This is a genomic window from Agrobacterium vacciniicorymbosi (genome assembly GCF_040427045.1).
Taxonomy (GTDB): Bacteria; Pseudomonadota; Alphaproteobacteria; order Rhizobiales; family Rhizobiaceae; genus Agrobacterium.
Genome location: NZ_JBETMF010000001.1, coordinates 602,979 through 623,724 on the forward strand (window position 1 = coordinate 602,979; position 20,746 = coordinate 623,724).

General features: G+C 58.2%; 19 protein-coding genes and 1 tRNA gene. 2 read left to right on the forward strand and 18 right to left on the reverse strand.

Annotation, left to right across the window (positions count from 1 at the left end):
• Positions 1–15: 15 nt before the first annotated feature.
• From ABUK73_RS03035 to pcsA, 9 genes are all read right to left on the reverse strand, one after another.
• Positions 16–1,503, reverse strand: coding sequence for an esterase-like activity of phytase family protein (locus ABUK73_RS03035; RefSeq protein WP_353575961.1), 1,488 nt, complete (start codon positions 1,501–1,503; stop codon positions 16–18).
• A gap of 137 nt (positions 1,504–1,640) precedes the next feature.
• A complete protein-coding gene (locus ABUK73_RS03040) occupies positions 1,641–2,324 on the reverse strand; it encodes a DUF502 domain-containing protein (RefSeq protein WP_353575962.1) in 684 nt (227 codons plus the stop codon).
• A gap of 189 nt (positions 2,325–2,513) precedes the next feature.
• Positions 2,514–4,340 carry a glutamine--fructose-6-phosphate transaminase (isomerizing) gene (gene glmS / locus ABUK73_RS03045; RefSeq protein WP_353575963.1) on the reverse strand — a complete coding sequence of 609 codons (1,827 nt, stop codon included), beginning with the start codon at positions 4,338–4,340 and terminating at the stop codon, positions 2,514–2,516.
• Between the two features lie 264 nt (positions 4,341–4,604).
• A complete protein-coding gene (gene glmU / locus ABUK73_RS03050; RefSeq protein WP_353575964.1) occupies positions 4,605–5,963 on the reverse strand; it encodes a bifunctional UDP-N-acetylglucosamine diphosphorylase/glucosamine-1-phosphate N-acetyltransferase GlmU in 1,359 nt (452 codons plus the stop codon).
• A gap of 331 nt (positions 5,964–6,294) precedes the next feature.
• Entirely contained in the window at positions 6,295–7,368 is a 1,074-nt protein-coding gene (locus tag ABUK73_RS03055; RefSeq protein ID WP_353575965.1) for a BMP family ABC transporter substrate-binding protein, read from the reverse strand.
• A 37-nt stretch (positions 7,369–7,405) separates the two neighbouring features.
• The gene (locus ABUK73_RS03060) at positions 7,406–8,326 is read right to left on the reverse strand and encodes an ABC transporter permease (protein ID WP_062449927.1); all 921 of its coding nucleotides are present in this window, start codon (positions 8,324–8,326) and stop codon (positions 7,406–7,408) included.
• Entirely contained in the window at positions 8,326–9,414 is a 1,089-nt protein-coding gene (locus ABUK73_RS03065; RefSeq protein ID WP_353575966.1) for an ABC transporter permease, read from the reverse strand. Before ABUK73_RS03065 ends, ABUK73_RS03060 begins: the two co-directional genes overlap by 1 nt.
• Positions 9,404–10,963, reverse strand: a complete 1,560-nt coding sequence (locus ABUK73_RS03070; RefSeq protein WP_353575967.1) for an ABC transporter ATP-binding protein — start codon at positions 10,961–10,963, stop codon at positions 9,404–9,406. The genes ABUK73_RS03065 and ABUK73_RS03070 overlap by 11 nt, the downstream gene beginning before the upstream one ends.
• 180 nt (positions 10,964–11,143) lie before the next feature.
• A complete protein-coding gene (pcsA, locus tag ABUK73_RS03075) occupies positions 11,144–11,869 on the reverse strand; it encodes a phosphatidylcholine synthase (protein WP_062449926.1) in 726 nt (241 codons plus the stop codon).
• Between the two features lie 211 nt (positions 11,870–12,080).
• On the opposite strand from pcsA, the gene ABUK73_RS03080 reads away from it, so the two are divergent.
• Positions 12,081–13,295 carry a UbiH/UbiF family hydroxylase gene (locus tag ABUK73_RS03080; protein ID WP_353575968.1) on the forward strand — a complete coding sequence of 405 codons (1,215 nt, stop codon included), beginning with the start codon at positions 12,081–12,083 and terminating at the stop codon, positions 13,293–13,295.
• On the opposite strand, the gene ABUK73_RS03085 is transcribed toward ABUK73_RS03080, so the two are convergent.
• Together ABUK73_RS03085 and ABUK73_RS03090 are read right to left on the reverse strand one after the other, a co-directional pair.
• Positions 13,273–14,217, reverse strand: coding sequence for an AEC family transporter (locus tag ABUK73_RS03085; protein WP_353575969.1), 945 nt, complete (start codon positions 14,215–14,217; stop codon positions 13,273–13,275). The two genes, ABUK73_RS03080 and ABUK73_RS03085, sit on opposite strands and share 23 nt — an antisense overlap.
• 35 nt (positions 14,218–14,252) lie before the next feature.
• A complete protein-coding gene (locus ABUK73_RS03090; protein ID WP_353575970.1) occupies positions 14,253–14,999 on the reverse strand; it encodes a cytochrome c biogenesis CcdA family protein in 747 nt (248 codons plus the stop codon).
• 273 nt (positions 15,000–15,272) lie between these two features.
• Here ABUK73_RS03090 and ABUK73_RS03095 point away from each other — a divergent pair.
• Positions 15,273–15,348 (forward strand) — tRNA-Lys (locus ABUK73_RS03095).
• A gap of 319 nt (positions 15,349–15,667) precedes the next feature.
• On the opposite strand, the gene sufA is transcribed toward ABUK73_RS03095, so the two are convergent.
• The 7 genes from sufA to ABUK73_RS03130 all read right to left on the reverse strand — a co-directional run bounded on the left by sufA (position 15,668) and on the right by ABUK73_RS03130 (position 20,691).
• Positions 15,668–16,060 carry a Fe-S cluster assembly scaffold SufA gene (gene sufA / locus ABUK73_RS03100; protein ID WP_353575971.1) on the reverse strand — a complete coding sequence of 131 codons (393 nt, stop codon included), beginning with the start codon at positions 16,058–16,060 and terminating at the stop codon, positions 15,668–15,670.
• A gap of 111 nt (positions 16,061–16,171) precedes the next feature.
• The gene (locus ABUK73_RS03105) at positions 16,172–16,555 is read right to left on the reverse strand and encodes an SUF system Fe-S cluster assembly protein (protein WP_353575972.1); all 384 of its coding nucleotides are present in this window, start codon (positions 16,553–16,555) and stop codon (positions 16,172–16,174) included.
• A gap of 12 nt (positions 16,556–16,567) precedes the next feature.
• Complete coding sequence (locus ABUK73_RS03110) at positions 16,568–17,815, reverse strand: cysteine desulfurase (RefSeq protein WP_353575973.1); 1,248 nt, start codon at positions 17,813–17,815, stop codon at positions 16,568–16,570.
• Positions 17,805–18,197, reverse strand: coding sequence for a VOC family protein (locus ABUK73_RS03115; protein ID WP_353575974.1), 393 nt, complete (start codon positions 18,195–18,197; stop codon positions 17,805–17,807). The genes ABUK73_RS03110 and ABUK73_RS03115 overlap by 11 nt, the downstream gene beginning before the upstream one ends.
• Complete coding sequence (sufD, locus tag ABUK73_RS03120) at positions 18,190–19,461, reverse strand: Fe-S cluster assembly protein SufD (RefSeq protein WP_353575975.1); 1,272 nt, start codon at positions 19,459–19,461, stop codon at positions 18,190–18,192. Before sufD ends, ABUK73_RS03115 begins: the two co-directional genes overlap by 8 nt.
• Positions 19,462–19,482: 21 nt before the next feature.
• Entirely contained in the window at positions 19,483–20,238 is a 756-nt protein-coding gene (gene sufC, locus ABUK73_RS03125) for a Fe-S cluster assembly ATPase SufC (RefSeq protein WP_353575976.1), read from the reverse strand.
• A 111-nt stretch (positions 20,239–20,349) separates the two neighbouring features.
• Entirely contained in the window at positions 20,350–20,691 is a 342-nt protein-coding gene (locus ABUK73_RS03130; protein WP_353575977.1) for a GIY-YIG nuclease family protein, read from the reverse strand.
• Positions 20,692–20,746: the final 55 nt, after the last annotated feature.

Below are 20,746 nucleotides of genomic sequence, written 5' to 3' on the forward strand. Positions count from 1 at the left end.
ACCCGATAAAGCGTCTTATTTCTTCATCATGCCGGGCAGCGTTACGCGGAATATCTGAAACATGGTGTCCACGTCTGCTCCGCCTTCCGCCTTGTAAGCGGCCCCAACCTGAAAGCCGTCCTGCGTCAGGAAGTCGTTGTCATTGGCAACGAAAAGAAAATAGTCGTCCGGCGCTGACGCATCCAGCACACTTGCAATCGACATGGCCTCCCACTTCTCCGACAGGTTGTTCCTGTCGTTGGGTGCACCATTGTGCAGACCGAAGCGAGCAAGTTCGCCGTTGTTATTGAGATCGATAAAATCGTGCAAGGATGCCGGTTTGACGGAAGGATCGAGAACGCCCTTCGGAGCCACAGGCTTGAGAGCATCAAACTCACCACCGGCAATATCGGTCGCTGTCGATAGATCGACCAGACTGATCTTGCGGTAGATGGATGTGTCGCCCTTCATCCCCTGCCCGTTGTTGCTATCGCGGGCAAGCATCAGAAATGCCGTTTCGGACAAAGCCAGAATTTCGCTTTGCGCGGCAACCACTTTCTTGTCCTTACTTTCAAACATTGGCAACGGCACGACATATTCATGGACCAATTTAAGATTGTCGACATCGGCTGCGTCGTAAACAAGCGCGCGGGTATTATTGCGGGTCGACGAACTATCCCCGCCGTCCTGACGGGTTGCCGATTGCAAAACGGCAATCAGATACTTGCCATCCGGCGTCAGCGACATGCCTTCAAGACCCTGATTGTTCTGGCGGCCCGTTTCCGGGTCCTTCGGATCAGGCTTCTTGCCGCCCTCACCAACATTGTTAGACGAGAAGTTGATCTCTCCCTTGCGCATCGGCAGCAGAGCCTTCGGGGGCTGGGTCGCTGAAATCAACTTTCCGGCCGCCGAGAAGTGATAGATATTGGGACCATACTCGTCACTGATCAACAACGAACCGTCAGAGAGACGCACAACCGCCTCCGCATCCAGCGAGACCTTGCCCGTGCTGGCAAGGGGCAGGACGGGAAACTTGCCAATTGCCGGACGCGTGCCGGATTCCGGGTCGAGACCCGTCATGTTCTTGCCCTCGTCGTCGGTCAGCAGCAGCGTATCCGCCAGCTTTGCATCCAGCGCTGTCTGCTGCTTGTCAGCAGGCACCGTACCCGGTGCTGCGGGCGTAAGCATTACATCGATTTTGTTGATGCGCGCGTTGTAATCCGTTGTGCCTTCAACATTGTATCCACGGTCTGGCAACAGCCACAGCGAACCGCGATAAGCTTCACCGTCTTTCTTCCAGCTCGTTGGATCGAGTGCCATGCCGGATCCCGAGCCAAAGGTCTCGCCGAACTTGTCTCGCTGGGTGGCGGGAATGCGCCCGATCGCCACAAGCCCCTTGCTGGCATATGTGACGCCGTTTGCGGCAACGGCACCATCGGCCATTGCTGCAACGGGAATAACGAAGATGGAAGTCGCAAGCACCGCCGCCAGTCGGCGTGAAACACTGAAACCAGAATGAGCCATGAATCCATATCCTTCAGGAAAGAGAGACGATGAGCTTTCCGACCATGGGCAAAAGCCAATAGATGCTCAGCTTTTGTACGCCGGAATAGACCTCTCGCACATGTCTCTATGACAGGGATATGAAAGCCGGATGACGCTCATACGCCTTCGGGCGGCGCCAGAGGAGGTCGGGAAGGAAGAGACCAATCCGGCGCAACAAGACCACCGGAAATGAGCAGCTTGGCGCCATCCTCCGGGGTCATATCCAGCATGATGATCTTGTCTTTTGGTACGAACAGCAGGAAGCCTGCGGTGGGAACCGGCGTCGGTGGCAGGAAGACGGCGACCATTTCCTGACCAATTTCGTTGAAGCGGTAAGCCATTTCGCCTTTGGCATCCGACGCCACGAAAACCATGGCCCATGTGCCGGGCGATGGAAACTCGATGAGGCCGACTTTTTTGAACGAGCTGGAATGTTCTTTCAGAACCGATTCGAAAAGCTGCTTGATGCTTTTGTAGATGGGCCGGACAAACGGCATGTGGTTGAGAATGGACTCACCAAAGCCCACGATCCATTTTCCGATGAGGTTGTTGCCGAGAAAACCGATGAGCGTGATGCCGATGACGGCGACCAGAAGGCCGAAGCCGGGAATGGCGACATCGAAATACTGCTCGGGATCGTAACGTGCTGGAATATAAGGCTTAACCCAGCTATCGACCCATTGCAGGAATGTCCAGACCAGCCACATGGTAATCGTGACCGGCGCCAGAATGAGGATGCCAGTCAGAAAATTATTACGCAACCGCGTGGCAAAGGAAACTTTGAGTGGGTGATCTGTCATACAATCCGTGGGGCTGTTGTTCGGTATCACCAAAGAAGGTTGGATGATAACGGACAATGCAGGAGGGGGTTCCTCCCCGCAAGGCCGGCTATCATGAAATATTCGTCATGATTGGCCGCCGCCGCGCAGCTATTTTAAACCGGACAAACGGGCAACGGCGGATTTTGCGCCCTCGCCCGCCCTATCAGGTCACTCCACCGTCACGGACTTCGCCAGATTGCGCGGCTGGTCCACATCCGTGCCCATGAAGACGGCGGTGTGGTAGGCGAGAAGCTGGATGGGCAGTGAAAAGACCATCGGCGCGATGATTTCGTCCACGTTCGGAAGAACGATGGTCGCCATGGTTTCTAGCTTGGAGGCAGCCGCACCCTTCTCGTCAGTGATGAAGATGATCCGGCCACCACGGGCTGCGACTTCCTGCATGTTGGACACGGTCTTTTCGAAGAAACGGTCATGCGGGGCGATGACGATGACTGGCATGTTTTCGTCGATCAGCGCGATGGGCCCATGCTTCAACTCGCCTGCGGCATAACCTTCGGCGTGGATGTAGGAGATTTCCTTGAGTTTTAGCGCGCCTTCCAGCGCCAGCGGGAAGCTGGTGCCGCGACCGAGATAAAGCACGTCCTTGAAGCGGGAGAGATCGCGCGACAGGGTTTCGATCTGCGGCTGGATGGCGTTCAGGACTTCGCTCATCACGCGAGGCATTTCGATCAGGTGACGGACGAGGTCCGTTTCCTGTTCTACTGTCAAGGTGCCACGCGCCTTGCCTGCGGCAATGGCAAGCGAGGCCAGCACGGCGAGCTGACAAGTGAAAGCCTTGGTGGAGGCGACGCCGATTTCAGGGCCGGCGAGAATTGGGAAGACCGCATCCGATTCGCGCGCCATGGTCGATTCGCGGACGTTGACGACCGTACCGATCTTCAGGCCGTTTTCCTGGCAATAGCGCAGCGATGCCAGCGTATCCGCTGTTTCGCCGGATTGCGAAATGAACAGCGCTGCCTGCGTCGGCAGAAGCGGCATTTCGCGGTAGCGGAATTCCGAGGCAACATCGATTTCCACCGGCAGGCGCGCATAACGCTCGAACCAGTATTTACCGATGAGGCCGGACAGATAGGCCGTGCCGCAGGCGGAAATGGCAAGGCCCGTCAGCTTGGAGAAGTCGATGGCGGGATCGGCGTCCTTCACGCGCTTTTCAGCGAAATCCACATAGTGGCTCAGCGCATGGGAAATGACTTCCGGCTGCTCGTAGATTTCCTTTTCCATGAAGTGGCGGTGGTTGCCCTTGTCCACCACATAGGCCGTCGCCTGCGAGATTTGTCGCTGGCGCTGGACGGGATTGCCAGAGAAATCGATGATTTCGGCACCCTTGGCGGTGAGAATGGCGCAGTCGCCATCCACTAGATAGGTGATTTCATTGGTGAAGGGCGACAGTGCAATGGCATCCGAACCGAGGAACATTTCACCGCGTCCGTAACCGATGGCGAGCGGCGGGCCGGAGCGCGCAGACAGAAGCGTGCTAGGATCATCCTGGAACATGACGCCCAGCGCGTATGCACCGGTGACACGGTTCAGCATGGCCAGCATGGCCGCGCGGTGGTCCAGCCCTTCGCGGGTGAACTTGGCCAGAAGCTGGGCCACGACTTCCGTATCCGTCTGCGTGGTGAAGGTGGCACCTTCTGCCGCCAGCTCGTCGCGCAACTCCGAGAAGTTCTCGATGATGCCGTTGTGGACGACGGCGACGCCATCCACGAAATGCGGATGGGCGTTGGTTTCGTTCGGCACGCCGTGGGTTGCCCAGCGGGTGTGGGCAATGCCGGTTAGGCCAGGAAGCGGTTCTTCCGACAGCTTCTTTTCCAGATTGAAAAGCTTGCCTTCCGCGCGGCGGCGAGCCAGTGCGCCATCATGGATGGTTGCAACGCCAGCGGAGTCATAACCCCGATATTCCAGACGCTTGAGCGCATCAACAAGGCGCTCCGCAACCGGCTGCGTTCCAACGATTCCAACAATGCCGCACATGCAATTCTCCGAGGTATTTTATGTTGACCGAAGTCCTAGAGCGTTTCCGGGTTATATTGAAGTGTTCTGGCGGACATATTTCCATCAGGATCAGCAACAATTGTCTCGACCGTACCTTTTGGTATGCCCTTCGACAATTGCCGCCGCCCTGACGAAAATCTGCTCCGCTAGAACACTTCAATCTAACCCGGAAACGCTCTAGCGATTTCCGCAAAAATCGCAATTGCAACCGCGGTCACTTTCAATGTCTATCCGTTACGATTGTCACGCCTTCTTCTTGGCGTCCTTGATGGCCTGCGCACGGGCGCGAAGAGCGGTTGCGCGTCCCTCCTTCACCTCTTGACGGGCACGACCGAAGGCCAGCGCATCGGCGGGCACATCATCCGTAATCACGCTGCCGGAGGCGACATAGGCGTCGTCGCCAATCGTCACCGGAGCCACCAACGAGGAGTTGGAGCCGACAAAGGCGTTTTTACCGATGCGGGTTTCGTGCTTGTTGATGCCATCATAATTGCAGGTAATCGTCCCTGCCCCGATATTGCTGCCAGCGCCCACGAAGGCATCGCCGATATAGGTCAGGTGATTGACCTTGGCACCCTCGCCGATCTCGGCCTTCTTGACCTCGCAGAAATTGCCGACCTTGGAATTGGCAGCGAGGTTTGCACCGGGACGCAGCCGCGCATAGGGCCCAACCGTCGCGCCGCCGCTGACATGGGCGCCTTCCAGATGCGAAAAGGCATGAATGACGGCACCCGATTCGATGGTTACGCCCGGCCCGATCACCACATTCGGCTCGATCAAGGCATCCTGCCCGATCCTGGTGTCCCAGGACAGAAACACGGTCTCCGGCGCAATCATCGAGACACCATCGATCATGAACTGATGGCGCGCGCGCTCCTGCCACAGCTTTTCGATGTAAGCGAGTTCGGCGCGGTTGTTACAGCCGGTCAGTTCTGTCTCAGGCGCATCGATGGCAATGGCCTTGCCGCCCAGCGTACGGGCAATTTCCACTACGTCCGTGAGATAATATTCGCCCTTGGCATTATCGTTGCCGATGCGAGTGAGCAGATCGAGCGCGCGGCGACCATTGATCGCCATCAAGCCGCTGTTGCACCAAGTGACCTTGCGCTCCTCCTCCGTCGCATCCTTTTCTTCTCTGATAGCAACGAGTTCACCGTTCTCCACCAGCAGGCGACCGTAGCCGGTCGGCTTGTCGGTGTGGAAACCAATGACGACGACATCGACATTTTCGCTCAGCGCTTGACGCGCCTTGTTCAGCGTTTCGGATGTCAGCAGCGGCACGTCGCCATAGGCAATCAGAACATCGTCGTAACCGCTTTCGATGGCCGCACGCGCTGCCAGCACGGCGTTGCCGGTGCCAAGACGCTCTTTCTGAAGATAGGGCTCGACGCTGACGCCCGCACCGCGCGCCGCGTCCGCGACCTTGTCCGCATCACGGCCCACCACAAGCGCGGCAGCGCTGACGCCAGCGCCTGCGACAGCCTGCATCACATGCGCAATCATCGCCCGGCCAGCCACCGGATGCAGCACCTTCGACATGGATGACTTCATGCGTGTGCTTTCACCAGCGGCGAGAATGACGGCAAGGCAACTGCGTTCCATTGGTATCTCCGACTTGATCGTTCCTTTGCCCGCAAATCGATGGGCAGGCTCATTTTCCCGCTATAAACGCTCGGGAATAAAGAAACCATGGAAATTGCGTGAATGTTGGAAACCTGCCGTGAGCGGAGCAAGGAAAAGCCGCGCCTGTTTCCGGGCGCGGCTTAGTTATTGAAACTTCACTGTCGTCATGCTCGGGCTTGTCCCGGGCATCTGCTACGTAGCATCCGCAGAAGCGTGATTAGATCCTCGGGACAAGCCCGAAGGATGACGATAGAGAGCACTGGTCTCCGTCCCCCCGGCTCAAGGCCGGGATGACGGAAGTAAAACCAAGTTACTGCGGCAGCTTGTCGTCTACGCCTGCGACGTAGAAGTTCAGGCCGAGAAGAACCTTGTCTTCAGCCTTTTCGCCAGCCTTCAGCCAATCGGAACCGTCCTGCTTCTTGATCGGGCCAGTGAAGGGGTGCAGTTCGCCGGACTTGATCTTGGCTTCGGTTTCTTCAGCCATCTTCTTCACGTCGTCAGGCATGTTGGTGTAGGGAGCCATTGTCAGGATGCCGTCTTTCAGGCCGTCCCAGATCGATTCGGACTTCCATGTGCCATCCAGAAGCGCCTGTGTGCGCTTGATGTAATAAGCGCCCCAGGTATCGACGATGGCCGTCATCTGCGTGTTCGGACCCGCCTTGATCATGTCGGAAGCCTGACCGAAAGCCTTGATGCCGCGTTCGGCAGCAACCTGCATCGGCGCTGTGGTGTCGGTGTGCTGGGTCAGAATATCAACGCCCTGGTCGATCAGCGCCTTGGCGGCATCGGCTTCCTTGCCGGGGTCGAACCATGTGTTGGCCCAGACGACCTTGACCTTGAATTCAGGGTTGACGGACTGTGCACCAAGAACGAAGGCGTCGATGCCCATCACAACTTCAGGGATCGGGAAGGACGCGATGTAACCGGCAACGCCCTTCTTCGACATCTTGGCTGCGATCTGGCCCTGAATATAGCGGCCTTCATAGAAGCGCGAATTGTAGGTCGCGAGGTTGTCGGCAGTCTTGAAGCCGGTCGCGTGTTCGAACTTCACCTTCGGGAATTTCTGGGCAACCTTGACGGTCGCATCCATGAAACCGAACGATGTCGTGTAAATCAGTTCGCAGCCGGACCGGGCCATGCGCTCGATGGCACGCTCGGCATCCGGGCCCTCGGGAACGCTTTCGAGGTAAGGTGTTTCGATCTTGTCGCCGAAATGCTTCTGCAATTCCTGACGGCCGATGTCGTGCGCCTGCGTCCAGCCGCCATCGGTCTTGGTGCCGACATAGACGAAGCAGACCTTCTTGGCGTCTGCGGCCTGCGCGGCGGGAACCACGCCGATGATTGCGGCGGCCGAGGCGGCCAGTGCGATGATGAGTTTCTTCATTTTTACCCCTGCTTGGTTAGGCGTGAACCTGGTTTTTTTAGCGGTCCGGCACGAACGGTTTTCCGAGCGATGCCGGTGTATTGATCAGCGTTGTGCGACGATTATGGGAGATGATGATGAGGACCACAATAGTCGCTATGTAAGGCATTGCTGAAAGAAGTTGGGACGGTACACCGATGCCGAGAGCCTGCGCATGCAGCTGACCGATGGTGACGGCCCCGAAGAGATATCCGCCCGCCAGAACCCGCCATGGCCGCCATGAGGCAAACACCACCAGCGCCAGCGCAATCCAGCCGCGCCCGGCAGACATGTTTTCCACCCATTGCGGCGTATAGACCAACGAAAGCTGCGCCCCGGCAAGCCCCGCGCAGGCACCGCCGAACATGACGGCGAGATAGCGCGTGCGGATGACGTTGATGCCCAGCGCATGGGCCGAGCCGTGGTTATCGCCAATAGCGCGGATTTTCAGGCCCGTGCGGCTCTTGAACAGAAACCAGCCGATGCCGATGACGAGCGCAATCGACATGTAGAAAATCAGATCCTGCCGGAAAAGCGCAGGCCCGATGACCGGAATTTCGGAGAGGACCGGAAAGACAATGGGCGGCAGCTTGACGCCAGGCAGGCCGACGAAGCTCTCGCCCAGCATGCCGGACACGCCAAGCCCGAGAATGGTCAGCGCCAGCCCCGTAGCCACCTGATTGGTGACGAGCGTCAACGTCAGAAAGCCGAAGAGCAGCGAGAAGACGGCTCCAGCCGCGATGCCCGCGACGATGCCGATATAAGGCGAACCGGTGATATGCGCGGCGGCAAAGGCGCAGACCGCACCCATGATCATCATGCCCTCGACACCGAGGTTCAGCACGCCTGCACGTTCCGTGACCAGTTCGCCCAGAGCGGCGATGACCAGCGGTGTTGCAGCGGTGATGACGGTGAGGAGGATCGCCTGAAACATATCCATCATGCGGCTCCTTCACTGCTGTTGCCGCGCCCGAAACGGATGCGGATTTTGTAGATTATCAGCGTATCGCAGGAGAGCACGAAGAACAGCATCAACCCCTGAAACACGCGCGTGACCTTATCGGACACACCGATGGAAAGTTGCGCCGCCTCGCCACCCAGATAGGTCAGCGCCAGTACGAAGCCGGAGGCGATGATGCCGAGCGGGTTCAAGCGGCCCAGAAAGGCAACGATGATGGCGGTGAAGCCGTAGCCGGGCGAGATCGACGGCTGCAAATGGCCGATGGAGCCCGAGACCTCCGAAATACCGGCAAGACCGGCCAAAGCGCCAGACAGCACCAGCGAAAACCACACCATGCCGCGTGAGGAGAAACCGGCAAAGCGCCCTGCCCTTGGTGACTGGCCCAACACCGTGACTTCAAACCCCTTGAGCATAAAACGCATCATGAACCACAGCGCAATGGCGGCGATGATGGCAAAGACGATGCCCCAATGGGCGCGACCGGATTCGAGAATTTCCGGCAGCACAGCGCTTTCGTTGAAGGCTGTCGTCTGCGGGAAATTATAGCCCGCTGGATCACGCCAGATGCCACGCGTCAGCCAGTCCAGAAACAGTTGCGCAACATAGACCAGCATCAGGCTGGTCAGAATTTCGTTGGTGTTGAAACGCGTTTTGAGCAGCGCCGGAATGCCCGCATACAGCGCACCACCCGCAGCCCCCATGAGGAGCATCAGCGGCAGGATCATTGGCGATTGCCACTGCGGATAGAGCACCGGCAGAATGGAACCGGTGATCGCGCCGATGGTGAACTGCCCTTCGGCCCCGATATTCCAGTTGTTGGAGCGATAGCAGATCGACAGACCAACCGCGATGAGGATCAGCGGTGCCGCCTTGATCGCCAGTTCATGCAGCGACCAGACTTCCAGCAGCGGATCGATGAAGAAGCTGTAGAGCGCGCTGAACGGGTTCTTGCCCAACAGCGCAAACATGATGGCACCGAAGACCAGCGTCAGGAACAGCGCCAGCAAGGGCGACAGAATGGCGAAGAGGTTGGAAACGCCGGTGCGTTTTTCGAGCTCAATGCGCATGGGCAACGGCCTCCGCATGTCCCGCGTGAACACCGCCCATCAAAAGTCCGATCTTTTCACGATTCATGTCACCAGCCGGATAGGATTGCGACAGACGCCCGTCGGAGATGACAGCAATGCTGGAGGCCACTTCAAAAATTTCATCCAGATCCTGACTGATGACGATAACCGCCGAACCAGCCTTTGCAAGGTCGACCAGCGCTTGGCGAATGCGGCTTGCGGCGCCAGCATCCACGCCCCATGTCGGCTGGTTGACGACCAGCACGGATGGCTGGCGATCCAGCTCCCGACCGACGATGAATTTTTGCAGGTTTCCGCCCGAAAGCGATCCGGCCAGCGGATCATCCCCGCTTTTGCGAACATCCATGGAGGCGGAAATGCGCTTGGCTGCATTTTTGATGGTGGAACTGCGAATGACCTTCAGGAAACCGCCGCTAAGGAAGGCTTTTCTATCAGAGCGACAACGGGCCAGAAGAAGATTGTCGGACAGTGTCATGGTCGGCACGGCGGCGTGACCGTGGCGCTCTTCCGGCACGAAACCGGCACCCAGCAGGCGCCGGCCATTGATGCCCATGCGCCCCACCGGCTTACCGCGCAGGAAAATCGAGTCGTCTTTCGTCACCGGATATTCGCCGGAGAGAGCATCGAACAATTCCCCCTGCCCGTTACCGGCAACACCGGCAATCGCCAGAACCTCGCCCGAGCGAACCTTCATGGAGATGTCTTTGAGAGAAACGGCAAAGGGTGTGCGGGCCGCAACGGAAAGACCGATCATTTCCACGCTGACATCACCGATAGTGCAGGTGTCATCCCGCTGAATGCCCGCGACATCCGAACCCACCATCATCCGCGCCAGCGAGGACGGCGTCTCCTTGCGCGGATCGCATGCGCCCGTCACTTCGCCATGGCGCAGCACGGTTGCGCGGTCGCAGATCCGCTGCACCTCTTCCAGACGGTGGCTGATATAGAGAACGGAACGTCCCTCGGACTTCAGCTTCGCCAGCGTTTCGAACAGGCGATCCGCTTCCTGCGGCGTCAGCACGGAGGTCGGCTCGTCCAGAATGATAAGCTGTGGATTTTGCAGCAGCGCGCGCACGATTTCGATGCGCTGGCGCTCGCCCACCGAAAGGTCGGCCACGTGGGCATAAGGATCGAGCGGCAGGCCGTAAGCCTTGGAAAGCGCTTCGGCTTCGCGGGCAATTTCTTTCAAAGAAATGTTCGGGTCCAGCGATAGCGCGATGTTTTCGGCAACCGTCAGCGCTTCGAACAGCGAAAAATGCTGGAACACCATTCCGATGCCAAGCTTGCGCGCTTCACCCGGCGAAGCGATGCGAACCGGCTCACCCTTCCACAGGATATCTCCTGCCGATGGTTCCAGCACGCCAAACAGCATTTTGACCAGCGTGGATTTTCCAGCACCGTTCTCACCCAGCAGCGCATGAATTTCACCGGGCGCAATGTCGAGATCGATCGCATTGCAAGCGCCGAATGTTCCAAACAGCTTGGTCAGCTGGCGAACGGACAATAGAGGCGTGGCCCCAGACGTCACCGATCCCGTCACCTGTTCCCCTTTTCCAACCCGCCGCCGCACTTTCTTCGAAGTGTTGAACGACTGGATCGATAACGATGCACTAAATTTGGGCAGTGCCCTTAATCGATACTAAATACCGGTTTTATTGCCGCGCACAACTCTAAAAGACGTTCGAACGACGGTTTTGAACGACTGACGTTAACGCGCACCAAGGGACGGGAAAAGCTGCATGATGCCACCGATGCAATAGAGATAGATGCCGGTGATCACGACGCCCGCAACGACCCAATCCGGCGAGGCAAAGTGCAGCAGCAGCGCATATCCACTCAACACGCACCAAGCCAGGAATACAGCCATATTCAACCACCGCAGGCGCTTGACGCGCACCGGATGCAGAAAATTGATATTCAGGAAGGTCAGGACCACCGAAATCGTCACGACGATCATCGCGGTCGTCGCGCTGGCATCGATAACGAAGAGGGTGAAGACCACCATGTTCCACACCACTGGAAAGCCCGAGAAGAAATACTCATCCGTCTTCATTCCCATATCGGCATAATAAATGGCGCTGGACACCACGATCATGCCTGCGGCCACGAAAGACCACGGCTCGCCAATCATGCCGCTCTGGTACAGCGCAAAGGCTGGTAAGAGGACGTAGGTCACATAATCGATGATGTTGTCGAGCGTATCGCCAGACCAGTTCGGCAGCACTTCCTTCACCCGCACCTTGCGCGCAATCGGTCCATCGATACCATCGACGGCGAGCGCCAAACCCAGCCACCAGAACATATCGACAAAGCGATGTTCTGCCGCAGCCACGACGCCCAGAAAGGCAAGAAAAGAGCCAGAGGCAGTGAGAATGTGGACCGAAAAGGCCCGCATTTCGGCATAGGGCACGCGCTTGTATTTGAATATTTTCATAAGCAGCGCAGACGCCTCACTCTTTATCTGGTCAGTCCCTCCGGTATGCGACCATTCACCGCTGTTTGCAACCATTCCTCAGGGCTTATCCTAGGACTAATATTGATTTTACATCAGCATCATGGCCAGCACGACACATCTGCCTTCTGGATTTGGCCGAGCTAAACGCCTATGTTTGCAGTCAGATTTGCGCGTGAAGTGGAATGGAACGATGAAAAACGTCGAGATCGCTATCGTTGGTGCAGGCCTTGCCGGCCAGATTGCCGCCATTGCCCTTGCGCGCTCGGGCCGCAGCGTCGCGCTAATTGCCCCGAAAACCGACAAGGTGGACAAGCGCACCACGGCACTGATGGACCAATCCATCCGCTTTCTGGACCGCCTCGGACTCTGGTCGAAGATCGAGCCTTCCGCCGCAAAGCTCTCCACCATGCAGATCATCGATGGCACCGACCGCCTGCTGCGCGCACCGACCGTCGCGTTCCGCTCGTCTGAAATCGGCCTCCCCGCATTCGGCTGGAACATGCCGAATGAAGCACTGCTGAAGGCGCTTGGCGAAGCTGTATCGCAGGAAAACAACATCACCCTCATCGATGGCGTGGCCGAAACCATCGACATCGGCGAACATGACGCCACCATCACGCTTGATCATGGCGAGCAGATTTCCGCAAACTTCCTGATTGGCGCTGATGGTCGCAAATCCAAGGTGCGCGATGTCGCCAATATCGGCGTGCGCTCATGGTCCTATCCGCAGACGGCGCTGGTGTTGAACTTCGCCCACACCCTCCCGCATGGCAATGTCTCGACTGAGTTTCACACGCCGACCGGCCCCTTCACGCAGGTTCCGCTGAACGGCAACCGCTCCAGCCTCGTCTGGGTGGTGACGCCCGAGCAGGCAGCTGACTTCGCCGCACTGCCGCTGGAGGAACTGAGCCAACGCGTGGAAGAGCGCATGCAATCCATGCTCGGCTCCGTCACCGTCGAAGACAGCGTCCAGACATGGCCGCTGTCCAGCATGACGGCGCATCGTTTCGGCAAGGGTCGCGTGGCGCTGATTGGCGAAGCAGGCCATGGCTTTCCGCCCATCGGCGCGCAGGGCCTCAATCTCAGCCTGCGTGATATTATTGTGCTGACCGAGCTTCTGGGCACGCTGACGGGCGGGCCTATTCCCGCCGATGCAGGAAATCGGTTCGACCGCCGTCGCCGCGCCGATGTGGTGAGCCGCACCCTGAGCGTCGATCTTCTGAACCGCTCGCTTCTGTCAGGCTTCCTGCCGATGCAGGTAGCGCGCGCCGCTGGCCTCCATGTACTCTCTAACGTCGCGCCGTTGCGCGGACTGGTCATGCGCGAAGGCATCGAGCCCGGTCGTGGACTGAAGGCGCTGCCTTCGCTTCTGGTCGGCAGCCTCAGACGCTCATGGAACGGATGACGTAAAGCACCAGCGAAACGGTGAAAACCGAAAGCACGGTCGAGATCAGGATCGTGGCTGACGCCCTCTCCTGCCAGACCTGATATTGCTGGCCGATGACGAACACATTCGTTGCCGTGGGCAAGGCGGCGAGCAGGACCGCCGTCGAGACCCAGATCGGGTCGAACGAACCGAACGACGACAGAATGGCGTAGGCCAGCAGCGGGTGCAGAAGAAGCTTAGCCGGAACGATATAGCTGATCTCCACCGGCACGCGCTTCAAAGGCCGCAGAGCCAGCGTCACCCCCATGGCAAACAGCGCGCAAGGTGCTGCCGATTGCGCCAGATAATCCACCAGTTGCTGCACCGGCTGCGGTGGTTGCCACGCGATGACAGCGGCCAGAAACCCGGCAATCACCGAGAGAATGAACGGATGCGTCAGCACCTTCTTCCCCACATCTCCCGCCAGCCTTAGCGGTGAACGCTTATCTCCACCCGCCACTGCCATCAGCGCCGGTGCGGTGACGAAGTGCATGGCGTTTTCCAGACAGACGATCAGCGCAACCGGCACCGCCGCCCGCTCTCCGAAGGCCAGCAGCGCCAGCCCCGGCCCCATGTAACCGATGTTGCCGTAGCTTCCGGCAAAGCTCTGAATGGTGGAATCCGCAAGGCTATTGCGGCGAATGACGTAACCGATGACGAACAAAAGCGCGAAAATGGAATAGGTCGCCAGCAGGCTGAGGCCCACGAAATCCACCCGCGCCAGTTGCTCCACCGGCGTCTTGGACACCAGCTTGAAGAACAATGTGGGCAAAGCGGCATAGATGATGAAGGTGTTCAGCCACCCCATCGCTTCGGCAGGCTGTTTCGTGATGCGCCCGGCCAGATAGCCCACGAAAATTAGTCCGAAAAACGGAAACAGCAATCCGGCGATCTCAGCCATGGCTCCCCCTCGCCCTATGCGATGCCTGGGCGGATTTAGCCGATTTGCATGAGGATTGGAAAGCTTTCCTGAAACCAGATCGCCACATTGGTGATGAAACCGGACATGAAGGCGATGCCGGTGAGAATGAGAAGCACGCCCATGGCCTTTTCCACGACACCAAGATGGCGGCGAAAGCGCGTCAGAAACCGCATAAAGCTTCCCGAAAACGCAGCCGCAATCCAGAACGGAATCGCAAGTCCTGCGGAATAGACCGCCAGCAGCATCGCCCCCTCACCCACGGTTTCGCGCGATGCGGCAACGCCCAGAATGGCACCCAGCACCGGCCCAATGCAGGGCGTCCAGCCGAAGGCGAAGGCAAGACCCATCACATAAGCGCCGGAAAGCGTCGCAGGCTTACCACCGCTCTGAAACCGCGCCTCGCGCGAAAACAGGCCGATTCGGAACACGCCGAGAAAATTCAAGCCCATCAGAATGATGATGAAGCCGCCGATCTTGGCCAGAATATCGAGATTTTGGCGCAGCACCATGCCGATGCTGGATGCACCAGCCCCCAGCGCCACGAAAACCGTGGCAAAGCCCAACGTGAAAAACAGCGCCGCCAGCATGACGGCTTTGCGAACCTGCGGCTTTGCCTCGTAGCGCTCATCACGAAACTGCTCGACGGAAATGCCTGCCATGTAACACAGATAAGGCGGCACCAGCGGCAGCACGCAAGGCGACAGAAACGACAGGGCTCCCGCCAGAAGCGCTGTGAAAAGGGATATATCGGCGATGGACAAGGCAGGACTCCGCTACATTTCGAAACGCATTTAACGCCGCCAACCCCTTGCGACCAATCACCTTTTTGTATCAGCGACAAAAAAACGCGGGAAGGTGAAATATTCCTGTTTTTATGGGTTGACCGCAGACCTGCCCCTCCCTATGTTCCGCCCACTTCCGAAGGGCGCTTCGCCGCCAACCGGGACAAGCGCAATTCTGCCAATACGGCAACTGAACCGAAACACATGCTGTGTGTTGATACGTCAGGGAAACGCGCAGGACGAAAATGGTGAGAGAGGCTAGCTCAGCTGGTAGAGCAGCGCACTTTTAATGCGCGGGTCGTGGGTTCGAGTCCCACGCCTCTCACCACTCCCCTCCCAATCGACACTTATTTTTTCGCATCGCTTTATCGTTATCAGTCGCTGATCATTCAGGCAAAACGGACTTCAGATGGCGCAAGCCTTAGGCTGTGCGTAGTTGTTAGCAGTGCCCTCTAAGCGCTCCTCGCCGCATACTGAAGGTGGACACAACACCAACAGCGCACCAACGGTCCAAACGTATGCTCTGTGGGAACAGCACGGAACTGCCAGCGCCCACGCTGGACAAAGCTCCAGACAGCGATCAATTGATAGCTAGATGACGCACGGACCAGAACCCTCTAAAATGGGCTCCTGGATCACCCGCGTGCTCAAGCGCTCGCGCCAGCCTCTTCCCGCTGCTTGGCAAGAGCGGCCAAGTCTGCCGGTTTTAGCTCGACGGACTCACCGCAGCCGCAGGCAGATGTCTGGTTGGGGTTGCTGAAGGTGAAGCCGGAGCGGAGTTTGGTGGTTTCGAAGTCCATCTGGGTGCCCAGCAGGTAAAGCACGGCGGAAGGCTCTACCCAGACCTTTGCGTCCTGGAACTCTACCAGATCGTCTTTGGCATTCGGCTCCGTCACGAGGTCAATGGTGTATTCCATGCCCGCGCAGCCGCCCTTCTTGATGCCGACGCGAAGGCCTTTTGCCTCGGGGCCGGAATTTGCGACGATTGCTTTGACGCGGGAGGCGGCAGCCTCGGTTACGGTCATAATGGCAAAGCCCATGGGCCCATTCTCCTTCGACAATCGGGTTCAAGGCCCGATGCTTCATGGTCTTGAATCTAGTCCTACCGCGACGCGGTATCAATAGGCGCGTCCGTTAAAGACGCGACTGCATCAATACCAGCCGACAGCGACCTGCGCTTCTTCCGACATGCGTTCCGGTGTCCATGGCGGATCGAAGGTCATTTCGACGGTGACGCCGGATACGCCCTCGACGGCACCCACGGCGTTCTCAACCCAGCCCGGCATTTCACCGGCAACCGGGCAACCGGGTGCGGTCAGTGTCATTGCGATCTTCACCATCCGGTCGTCTTCGACATCGATCTTGTAGATCAGGCCGAGTTCGAAAATATCGGCTGGAATTTCAGGATCGTAGACGGTCTTCAAAGCCGCGATAACATCATCGCTGATGCGCGCCAGCTCATCCGGGGCGATGGCGGAAACTTTGGCCGGTGCCTCGGTAACGGCGTCTGTCTGTTCTGTGATGTCGGTCGTCATGATCCTGATCCTTCAGGCGAAAAAGTTGCGGGCGTAATCCAGCGCTTCGGCCAGAGCGTCCACTTCCGCGCGCGTATTGTAGAGGCCGAACGATGCACGGCATGTGGAGGTGACACCGAAGCGTTTCAAGAGCGGCATGGCGCAATGGGTGCCTGCACGCACGGCAACGCCGCGACGGTCGATCACCATCGACACATCATGCGCGTGAATGCCCTCAAGCTCAAAGGAGAAAATTCCGCCCTTGCCCGGCGCATTGCCGATGATGCGCAGCGAGTTGATCTCGCGCAGACGTTCCCCCGCATAAGCCGCCAAATCCGCCTCATGCGCCGCAATCGCCGCACGGCCGATGCCGTCCATATAATCCAGCGCGTAACCGAGACCGATGGCCTGCACGATGGGTGGGGTGCCCGCTTCGAAACGATGCGGTGGCTCGTTATAGGTGATTTCGTCCTCGGACACGTCGAGAATCATCTCGCCGCCGCCTTGGAATGGACGCATCTCTTTCAAGCGGTCGGCCTTGCCATAGAGCACGCCGATGCCGGAGGGGCCATAAAGCTTGTGGCCGGTCATCACATACCAGTCGCACTCGATATCGCGCACATCGACCGGCATGTGAACCGCACCCTGGCTGCCATCGACCAACACCGGAATGCCGCGCTCATGCGCAATGCGGCAGATTTCCTTGACCGGAACGACCGTTCCGAGCGCATTCGACATATGGGTGATGGCGACGAGCTTGGTCTTTTCCGTCAGGCTCTTTTCAAAGTCTTCGATGTGAAAAGCGCCCTCATCATCCACCGGCACCCAGACGAGCTTTGCGCCCTGCCGTTCGCGAATGAAATGCCATGGCACGATATTGGAGTGATGTTCCATGATCGAAAGAACGATTTCATCACCCTCGCCGATCTTCGGCATACCATAACCATAGGCCACCGTGTTGATGGCCTCGGTCGAGGATTTGGTGAAGACGATCTCGTCTACCGAACCGGCATTCAGAAACCGACGCACCTTTTCGCGCGACGCTTCGTAAGCATCGGTTGCGGCATTGGAGAGAAAATGCAGGCCACGATGCACGTTTGCATATTCGTTCGAATAGGCGTTCGAGATCGCATCGATGACGACCTGCGGCTTTTGCGCGGACGCGCCGTTGTCCAGATAGACCAGCGGCTTGCCATAGACCTCGCGCGAAAGGATCGGAAAATCCCTTCTGATTGTTTCGACATCATAATGCCCAGACCCAATCGTCGGCTTAATCGTCATAGCTCATAAACTCCATGAGAGAGCCGTCCGGATCACGGAAATAAAGGCTGGTGCCTGGACCTTTTGCGCCGAAGCGGCGCACTGGCCCCAGTTCGATCTCCACGCCCTCAGCCTCCAGATGCGCCTTGGCACCGGCTATCGGCCCGTGCCAGCGAAAGCAGAGATCGCTATTGCCGGGTGCCACGGGAATACGGGCCACCGGCGTTGCCATGGCACCAGGGCCATGTACATTAAGCTGCTGCTCGCCCAGCCGAAAGACATATGCACCGCCATCGCGCGCGATAGCCTCGGCCCCGATCACCCGCGTGTAGAAATCACGCGCCCGTTCCCAATCGAAAACGTGGATGACGGAATGGTCGAGGCTGACAGCGCGATCAGGCATGGTGTTCCAGCCAGCTGGCGATGATATCTTCCAGCGCTTCGACCAGGTGTTCGTCTTCCAGCTCTTCGATGATCTCATCGACAAAAGCATTGACCAGCATGGCCCGCGCCTTTGCCCGTGGCACGCCACGCGCCATCAGATAATAGAGGTGATTGTCGCTGATATCGGCAACGGTCGCACCGTGACCGCACTGAACGTCATCCGCGAAGATTTCAAGCTCGGGCTTGGCCGAGAACTCGCCATCGTCAGACATCAACAGCGTGTTGCAGGCCATCTTGGCATCGGTCTTCTGGGCATCGGGCGCAACCCGGATCATGCCCTGGAAGATGCCCTTGGCGCGGTCGAACACCACGTTACGGAAGACTTCCGTGGAGCTGGTGTTCGGCACATTGTGGCCGAGAACCATGGTCACGTCGGTATGCGTTTCGCCACCCAGCAGGTTGACGCCACGGATGGAAAGATCGGAGTTCTCGCCGTTCACATCGACCCGCAGTTCCTGACGCACCAACTTACCACCGGCATTGATGACGAACAGACGCAGCTTGGCATCCGCACCCATGACGATCCGCAACTGCCCGAGATGCGTATCGGCTGCACCCTGTTGCTGGAGAATGACGTAGGTCGCTTCCGCGCCGTCCTGAACCTCGATCTCGCTGACCGAAGATACGAGAGCGGCCTCAGACGTCACCGACAGGTGACGCTCGATAACGGTTGCCTTGGAGCCCTTGCCGAAGCGAACCGGGAAGCGGGTGTGAACCTGTCCTGCCCCGTGAATCGCCTGAAGTTCCAGCGGCTGCTCGAGATCGGCTTCATCGGGAACGACGACGGAGACGCCATCGCGCACGAAGCTGCCATTGATGCGGCCAATCGCATCATCCTTGCTGGCGGCAACGAGAGCTGCGGCAGCCGTGCCATCGGAAAGGCTCTCGGCGTAGCTTTCGATCTGGAAGCCTTCGATCTGTGAATCGATTGCCTTGCCGTGCAGGACATAGGCAACGGGTGCACCGGCCACGAGGCCAGCCCGCTTCTCGATGACCGGAGCAGGCGCATCTTCCGGCAGGCCGCGCAGCAGCGTCTTCAGGTCGGTATAATGCCAGGCTTCGATCCGGCGCGTCGGAAGACCGGCGGTCTTCAGATCGTCGAACAGCACATCGCGCGCAGCAACGACATTGCCGTCACCCGGCAGTTCGCTGAACTTGGCGGTAAAGGCTTCAACCAGCGCCAATTCCGCTGGCGTCTGCCGGTTTGTGGTTTGCATGTTCATCACATCACCTTTCCCAGCCAATCAGGCTGCTTCACCGATGATGTCGGCGTAACCGTTGGATTCCAGATCGAGCGCCAGGCTCTTGTCGCCGGAACGGATGATCTTGCCCTTGTAGAGAACGTGAACACTGTCAGGCACGATGTAGTCCAACAGGCGCTGATAGTGGGTGATGACGATGGTGGCGCGGTCCGGGGACTTCAGCGCGTTGACGCCATCGGCAACGATCTTCAGCGCATCGATGTCGAGACCGGAGTCAGTCTCATCAAGCACACAAAGCTTCGGCTCCAGCAGCGCCATCTGCAGAATTTCAGCGCGCTTCTTCTCACCGCCGGAGAAGCCGACGTTGAGCGGACGCTTCAGCATGTCCATGTCGATCTTCAGATCGCCAGCGGCTTCCTTCACCTTCTTGATGAAATCAGGCGTGGAAAGCTCAGCCTCGCCGCGTGCCTTGCGCTGCTCGTTCATCGCAACCTTCAGGAACTGCATGGTGGCAACACCGGGAATTTCCACCGGGTACTGAAAGGCCAGGAAAATGCCCTTGGCCGCACGCTCGGCAGCGTCCAGTTCCAGAATGCTTTCGCCGTTATAGAGAATGTCACCGGAGGTGACTTCGTAATCTTCACGGCCCGACAGAATGTAGGACAGCGTGGACTTGCCAGAGCCATTCGGCCCCATTATAGCCGCCACTTCACCAGCCGCCACCTTCAGGTTCAAGCCCTTGATGATCTCGGTTTCGGTATCGGCGATCTTTGCGTGCAGGTCGATGATTTCAAGCATGTTTGTTTCCTATCCGTAGTGCGGTTTCAAGGACCGCTGTTTGGCCGTACTACGGCCCGCTCTCAACTCTTTGTCCGTCATCCTCGGGCTTGTCCCGAGGATCTAATCACGTCAATTATAGTCACCCGACGCCAGCGTATTTTCATGCGGCAAATAGGCATTTTCGATCTCGTCAATTCGCTCGAAAAGGTCGACCCAAGTTGGATTAAGTCCCTCGACCAATTTGATCTTCCATTCACGCAGATAGCGCTTCAACGATTTCTCCCGCTGGATCGCCAGCACGATATTCGGGTGGGTCTCAAACCAAACGAGGTTCTTGGCCTTGTATTTCTCGGTATAGCCTTTTCGTACTGCATTACGATGTTCCCACACCCGCCCAGCCAAGTCGCTGGTGACGCCGGTGTAGATCACACCCCGTGGTTTGTCGGACATCATGTAAACGAAGCCACTCATTCCAACATCCACGGCAGCAGATCCTCGGGACAAGCCCGAGGATGACGAGGAGAAC